Below are 7,823 nucleotides of genomic sequence, written 5' to 3' on the forward strand. Positions count from 1 at the left end.
CCCCCATCGACCAGCCGTCCAGGGCGATGTGATGTGCCACGATTGCCAGCACGAACTCGCCCGGACCGGTGGTCAGCAACTGGACCCGCCACGGCAGCTCGGCTCCCAGGTCGAAGCCGCGGCCGAACCAGGCGGTCACCGCGGCCTGTACCTCGCTTTCCGCGACCTCGCTCACCAGCAGCGACGGCCGGCCCGCGACACCGTCGAGAATCTGCTGACACGCCGCCCCGTCGACGTCGGGGTAGATCGTGCGCAGCACCTCGTGCCGGTCGGCGACGTCACCGAGCGCCGCCTCCAGCGCGGTCACGTCGAGGGCGCCGGAGATCCGTACCGTCATCGGCATGTTGTAGGCGACGCTCTGACGAGCGTCGCCGAGCCGGTTGAGGAACCACATCCGTTGCTGGCCGTACGACAACGGCAGCGTCGCGGGGCGTGTCCGGGCCGTGAGCGACACCCGCGTCTTACCGTCGGACGCCTCGATGGCGGCCGCGATCCCGGCCGGGGTGGGCGTCGCGAACACGGTACGAATGCTCACCTCCGCGCCCAGTGACGAGCGGATCCGGCCGATCAGCTTCATCGCGAGCAGGGAATCGCCACCCGCCTCGAAGAAGGAGCCGTCGGCCGGAACCGGCTGCACCCCGAGCAGGTCGGTGAAGAGGGCACACAGCGACTTCTCCAGCGGTGTCTCCGGGTCGCGCCCGGCCGGTGCGGCGTGGCCCGGGGCCGGCAGGGCCGCCCGGTCGAGCTTGCCGTTGGCGGTGTGCGGCAGGGAATCGATCGCGACCAGGGCCGGCACCATGTAGTCCGGCAGCTGGGCGGCAGCGTGCTCGCGTACCGCCGGAAGGTCCACCTCCACCCCGGCCGGCACGATGTAGGCGACCAGCCGGCGCTCACCGGGCCGATCCTCCCGCACGATGACCGCGGCCTGCGCCACCTGCGGATGTGCCGCCAGCACCGCGTGGACCTCGCCGGGTTCGATCCGGAATCCACGAATCTTCGCCTGTTCGTCGGCGCGGCCGGCGAAGTGGAGCTCGCCGCCGTCCACCCACCGCGCCAGGTCGCCGGTGCGGTACATCCGGTCGCCGGTGCCGAACGGGCACGCCACGAATCGGCCGGCGGTCAGGCCCGGCCTGCCGAGGTAGCCACGGGCGAGGGCCGGACCGGCGACGTACAGCTCCCCGGTGACGCCCACCGGCACCGGCTGCAGCGAGTCGTCGAGCAGGTAGGTGTGCAGGTTGTGGAGCGGCCGGCCGATCGGGACCGCATCCGCCTGCGCCGCGGACAACGGCTGGCTCATGGTGGTGCCGACCGTCGCCTCCGTCGGACCGTAGGCGTTGATCAGCCGGCGGCCGGACCACCGCTCGATCAGGGCGGGCGGGCACACCTCACCGCCGACCACGATCGTCCGTACGCAGTCGGGAAGCTCCTCGGCCGTGCTCAGCACGGTGGGCGGCGTGCTGAAGTGGGTGACCCCGAACTCCTCGGCCACCTCCCCCAGCGACCGGTGTGGCGGGAGCCGGTCGGCGCCGGCCATCACCAGGGCGGCACCGGCCAGCACGGACATGCACAGTTCCCAGACGAAGGCGTCGAAGCTCAGCGAGGCGAGCTGCAGGACACGCGAATCCGGCGTCACCTCCAGCCGCTCCACCAGGCTCGTGTACAGGTTCCCCAGGCCTCGATGGGTGACGGCCACGCCCTTGGGGGTGCCCGTCGAGCCGGACGTGTAGATGACGTAGGCGAGGTCGTCCACGCTGGTGAAGCCGGTGACCCCGCCGGTGGGGCGGGCGGCCATCGAGGCGGCCACCTCGGGATCGTCGACGACAAGGCTCGGCAGGTCGGCCGGCACCAGCGACGCGGTGGCCGCCGTGCACACCACCAGCGACGGCGCGACGTCATCCAGCAGAAAGGCGATCCGCTGTACGGGGTAGTCCGGGTCCACCGGCACGAACGCGGCGCCGGCCTTGGCCGTTCCGAGCAGGGCCGCGATCACGTCCTTCGACCGCGGCATCAGGAGCGCCACCCGGTGCTCCCGGCCCACCCCTCGCGAGCGCAGTTCCCCCGCCATCCGGTCGGCGGCGTCGTCGAGTTGCGCGTAGGTCTGCTCGCCCTGCTCGCCCACCACGGCCACCGCGTCCGGCGACCGTTTCACCTGCGCCTCGAACAGGTGCGCCAGGGTCGCCGTCGGCACGGGCCACGCCGTGTCGTTCCACTCGTCGACCACCTGGGACCATTCCACCCGGTCCAGCACGTCGATCGTGTCCAGCCGCTTCGACGGATCGGCCGCGACCTGGTCCAGCACCAGTACCAGCCGGTCGGCGAGGGCGCGGACGGTCCGCTCGTCGAACAGGTCCGTCGCGTACAGGATCACGCCGGCGATGCCGTCCGGGTTTCCTGATTCGTCGCGGCGCTCGCCCAGGTCGACGGAGAGGTCGACCCTGGCGGTCATGAAGTTCTCGCTGCCGGCCAGCCGGCGTACCCGCAGGCCCGGCAGGTCCCAGAGGCCGCCGCCACCACCGCCCTGGCCGGCGCCGAGCGTCTGCATCGCGAGCGCCACCTGGAACAGGGGGTTACGCCCGAGCGACCGCGCCGGGTTGAGGTCGTCGACCAGCCGCTCGAAGGGGAGATCCTGATTGCCGAACGCTGCCAGGTCGCTGTGCCGTACGTGATCCAGCAGGTCTTTGAAGGTCTTGGCGGTGCCGAGGTCGGTGCGCAGCACCAGGGTGTTGACGAAGAATCCGATCAGTCCGTCCAGCGCGGTGTCGGACCGTCCGGCGATGACAGTGCCGATCGGAACGTCCCTGCCGGCGCCCATCCGGGACAGCAGGATCGCCAGCGCGCTCTGCACGACCATGAACATGGTCGCCCGGCCGCGCTGCGCGATCTCCACTAGCCGGGCGTGCGTACGGGCGTTGATCTCCACCGGGATCGTGCCGCCCCGGAAGGACGGCACCGCCGGTCGCGGCCGGTCGCGCGGCAGCGTGATCTCGTCCGGGGCACCGGCCAGCGCCGTACGCCAATAGCCGAGCTGCGCGCTGATCCGGCTGTCCGGGTCCGCGAGGTCGCCCAGCGCCACCCGCTGCCAGACCGCATAGTCGGCGTACTGCACCGGGAGGGGTTCCCAGTCGGGCCGGCGGCCCGCGCATCGGACCGCGTACGCCGCGCCGAGCTCCCTGCCGAGCACCCCCATGGACCAGCCGTCCAGCGCGATGTGGTGGGTCACGATCACCAGGACGAAGTCGGCGGGCCCCACGCTCAGCAGGGTCGTCCGCCACGGAAGGTCGACGCTCAGGTCGAAACGGGAGTTGGCCAGCGCCAGGAAGTCGGCCTCGACCTGCTCCTCGGTCGTCCGGACGGTCGACAGCGGCGGGTACCCGGACTCGCCTCCGACGATCTCCTGCCGGGGTTCGCCGTCGACATCCGGGTAGATCGTCCGCAGGATCTCGTGCCGGTCCGCGAGGTCGCGCAACGCGGCCTCCAGCGCGGCGACGTCCAGGTCTCCGGTCATCCGCAGACCCATCGGCATGTTGTAACCGGCCTGTCCCCGGTCACCTTCGAGCCGGTTGAGGAACCACATCCGCTGCTGCCCGTACGACAGGGGAATCGTCGCCGGCCTGGGTTGCCGGGTCAGCGCCGGCCGAGCAGCCTGGCCCGTCTTCTCCCGTTCCTGCTCGACCTGACCGCCCAGCTCGACGATCGTCGGCGCGGAGAAGAGCTCGTAGATGCCGAGTTCGACGTCGAGGACGGACCGGATCCGGGCGATCAGCTTCATGGCGAGCAGCGAGTCGCCGCCGAGGTCGAAGAAGGACGCGTCGGTGCTCACCCGGTCCAGGCCCAGCACCTCGCAGTAGAGGCCGCACAGCACCTCCTCGGCGAAGGTGGCCGGGCCACGCGCGGTCAGCACGCCCGCGTGGTCCGGCACCGGCAGGGCGGCCCTGTCGAGTTTGCCGTTCACCGTGACCGGCAAGGCGCTCATGATCACCACTGCGGCGGGGACCAGGTACTGCGGCAACGCGTCGGCCGCGTGCTCCCGCAGACGTCGTGCGAGTGAGGACTCCTCCGGGCCGTCGGCGGGGACGACGTAGGCGACCAGGCGTTTGTCGCCCGGCCGATCCTCGCGCACGATCACCGCGGCCTGCGCCACCTGCGGATGCGCCTGCAACACCGCCTGGACTTCGCCGGGCTCGATCCGGAATCCGCGCACCTTGACCTGATCATCGGCACGGCCCTCGAACACCAGGTCGCCGTCGTCGTTCCACCGCACTCGGTCGCCTGTGCGATAAACCCGCTCACCGCTACCGTGCGGATCGGCAATGAACCGGGAGGCGGTCAGCCCCGGCCGGCGCACATAACCTCGCGCCACGCCCGGACCCGACACATACAACTCGCCGACCACACCGACCGGGACCGGGCGCAGCCATTCGTCGAGCACCAGCACCCGGGTGTTACTGATCGGCCCACCGATCGACACCACACCCGACAGCGGGTGGCTCATCGTCGCGCACACCGTCGTCTCGGTCGGCCCATACGCATTGATCAACCGGCGACCCGACCAGCGCTCCACCAAACTCGGCGGACATGCCTCACCGGCCACCACCAGCGTGCCCACCGACTCCGGCAGCTCGCCGACCGACGCCAGCACCGACGGCGGCACCGTCACATGCGACACCCCGAACCGCTCACACACGTCGGCCAGCGCACGCTGAGGCGGCAGCCACTCCCCCGACAGCGTCACCAGGGCCGCACCCGAAGCCAGGGCAACACACAGTTCCGACACCGAGGCGTCAAAGCTCCACGACGCCAACTGCAGGACCCGTGAACCCGCACCGATCGCGAACCGGTCCGTCTGTGCCGCCACCAGGTTCCCCAGACCTCGGTGTGTGACCGCCACACCCTTGGGGATACCGGTCGAGCCGGACGTGTAGATCACGTAGGCCACGTCGTCCACCGACACCGGCACCGGATCCGCCACCGGTCCGGCCAGCGCCTGTTCTAGCAGTAGGTGCGGAACACCGGGCGGCACCAGATCCACGGTCTCTGCCGTGCACACCACCAGGGCCGGGGCCGCGTCGCTCACCATGAACTCGATCTGGTCCGGCGGGTATTCCGGGTCCACCGGAACGAACCCCGCACCCGCCCGGGAAACACCCAGCAACACCGACGGCACCTGCCCCGAGCGAGGGATCAGCACGCCTACCAGGTCACCGCGGCCGACACCCTGGGCCCGCAACGCCCCCGCGACAGCGCCCGCAGCCGCGTCCAGCTCGGCATACGTGACCTCGCCGGACTCGTCCACCACCGCGACCGCTGCCGGGGACTGCGCCACCTGAGCCGCGAACAGCTGCGCCACCGAGGACACCGGCACCGGACGGGCGGTGTCATTCCACTCGCCCAGAATCCGTGACCGTTCCCGATCACCAAGCACCTCGAGCGCGCTCAGCCGCACCGACGGATCCGCGGCGATCTGCTCCAGAAGTCGCAGGAGAAGATCCACGATCGACCTGGCAGTCGTGGCGGAGAACAGGTCGGGCCGGAAGTTCAAGCGCAGACTCAGTCCGCCCATCGGGCCGGCTACCAGCCCGAGCGGGAAGTTGGTGGATTCGCGGCCGGTCAGCCCGGAGACTCGTACGCCGCCTTGGGCGGGAACCTGCGGCCGGCCTTCCGGTGGTTCCTGGTTGCTCGCGCCGGAACCGAAGTTCTCGAACGCCATCAAGGTGTCGAAGACCGCGCCCTGGCCGGTCGCGCGCTGGATGTCGGTCAGGCTCACGTACTGGTGGTCCATCAGCGCCGTCTGCTGTGCCTGGAGATCCGCCAGCAGGTCACCGGCAGCCTGCGCCGGGTCGAGCACGACCCGGACCGGAAGCGTGTTGATGAACAGGCCGAGCATGTGATCCATGCCGGGCAGCTCGGAGGGGCGCCCCGCCACCGTCGCGCCGAACACCACGTCGCTGCGACCGGTCAGCACACCGACCACCAGCCCCCAGGCGCCCTGGACGATGGTGTTCAGGGTCAGCCCGCGGGTGCGGGTCAGCTCATGCAGGGCAGCGTTCAGCTCGGGGCTCGCCTCGGCCGCGATCGGCTCGGTCAGGGCCGGCGCCGCACCGCGGGTCGCCGGCGCGACGAGTGTCGGCTCGGTGAGGCCGGTCAGGGCCTCCCGCCACCGGTCGAGAGCCGCCTCCCGGTCCTGACTGCCCAACCAGGCCAGATAGTTCCGGTACGGCGTCACCGGCGGAAGCTTCCCGGGGTCGCCACCGGCCTCGTAGGTGGTCCAGAGCTCGCGCATGAGAACGGGCAGCGACCAGCCGTCGAGCAGGATGTGATGGAGCGTGAACACCATCTGGTACCGCTCGGCAGTGAGCTTCACCAGCATGATGCGCAGCAGTGGCGGCACCGCCATGTCGAACCGCCGCGCCCGGTCCTCGATGCCGATCCGCTCGGCCTCGGCCAGCGCCGCACTCTCGGACAGGTGGGACAGGTCCACCTCGCTCCAGGGAAGAACGGCACTCCGCATGATCAGCTGTACGGGCGAGCCGTTGGCCCGTTCCTGAAAGCCCGCGCGCAGGTTCTCGTGCCGGTCGATGACCGCCTGCCAGGAAGCTCGCAACGCGGGCGCGTCGACCTCGCCGTCCAGGCTGATCACGAGCTGTTCGACGTAGACGTCAGTGCCCTGCTCACCGGCGAGGGCGTGGAAGAGCATGCCCTCCTGAAGGGGGGATAGCGGCCAGATGCCGATCAGCGCGGAGTTCCCCATGTCATGCTCCTTCTTCGATCTGCTTGGCCGAAGCTTCGAATTCGTCCAACTCGTCCTGGCTCATGTCGACCAGGGGGAAGTCGGACGGCGTGTAGCCGCCACCGGTGCCGGCGGTGTGCAGAGTCAGACCCGTCAGCGCCGATGCCCAGAGGTCCAGAAGCTCTCGGATCGTCTGCTCTTCGATCAGCTCGGCCGCCCAGGAGAGGACCAGGGACAGTTGCGGGCCCTCCGGCAGGTCCCGGACCACGCCCATGACTTCGAGGGGATGCATGACCGGGATGTCGTCGCCGGTCCCGCCGCCGCCACGACCTCCCGCGGTCGGCTGCCAGTCCCGCTGCCGGCCGTCCGGGCCTTCGGCACCCTCGCCGAACCGGCCGAGGTAGTTGAATCCGATCTGGGCACCGGGCAGGCCGCTCAGCTCACCGGCCGTCTCCGGGTTGAGGTGCCGGACCATGCCGTAACCCAGCCCGTCCCCCGGCGTGGCGCGCAGCTGTTCCTTCACCCGCTTCACCGCCTGACCGGCGGCGGAGCGCCCGGCCCGGAGCCCGGCGAAGTCGACCGCACCGGGATCGAGCCGCACGGGATAGCTGTTGGTGAACCAGCCCGCCGTACGGGAGAGCTCCACGCCTTCGCCGAGCGGCACGCGGCCGTGGCCCTCGAGGTCGACGAGGACGCCCTGCGATCTCTTGCCCTGCGCCCGTCGCCACTCCCCGATCGCCGCCGCGAAGCCCGTCAGCAGAATGTCCTCGACACCCGCGTGGAAGGCCGTCGGAACGGTGGTCAGCAGTGGGGTGGTGACGTCCGTGGAGAGGCGGAGCGACATCTGGCGCATGGTCGCGCCGGTGTCGCGGAGCGGGTCGACCGGCCGGACCGTGATCGCCGGGTCCGGGGCGCTCAGCGTCTGCACCCAGTGCGGCAACTCGGCCACCCGCCCGGGGCTGGCGGCCTGCGCGGTCAGCGCCCTCGACCAGTGCCGGAACGACGTCGGCACCGGTTGCAGCGCGACCTCCCGGCCGGCGGCCAGCGTGGTGTACGCCTCGGCCAGGTCCGGCACCAGGAAGCGCCATGACACGGC

2 protein-coding genes are annotated in these 7,823 nt (G+C 70.8%); both read right to left on the reverse strand.

Annotated features, from left to right (window positions below):
* Positions 1–6,748: non-ribosomal peptide synthetase (locus Acy02nite_RS45715; RefSeq protein WP_203756463.1), on the reverse strand; the 6,748-nt coding region annotated here is incomplete at its 3' end.
* Between the two features lies 1 nt (position 6,749).
* On the reverse strand, positions 6,750–7,823 hold a 1,074-nt coding region (locus Acy02nite_RS45720), incomplete at its 5' end, for a condensation domain-containing protein (RefSeq protein ID WP_239175898.1).

The organism is Actinoplanes cyaneus (assembly GCF_016862095.1).
Classification (GTDB): domain Bacteria; phylum Actinomycetota; class Actinomycetes; order Mycobacteriales; family Micromonosporaceae; genus Actinoplanes; species Actinoplanes cyaneus.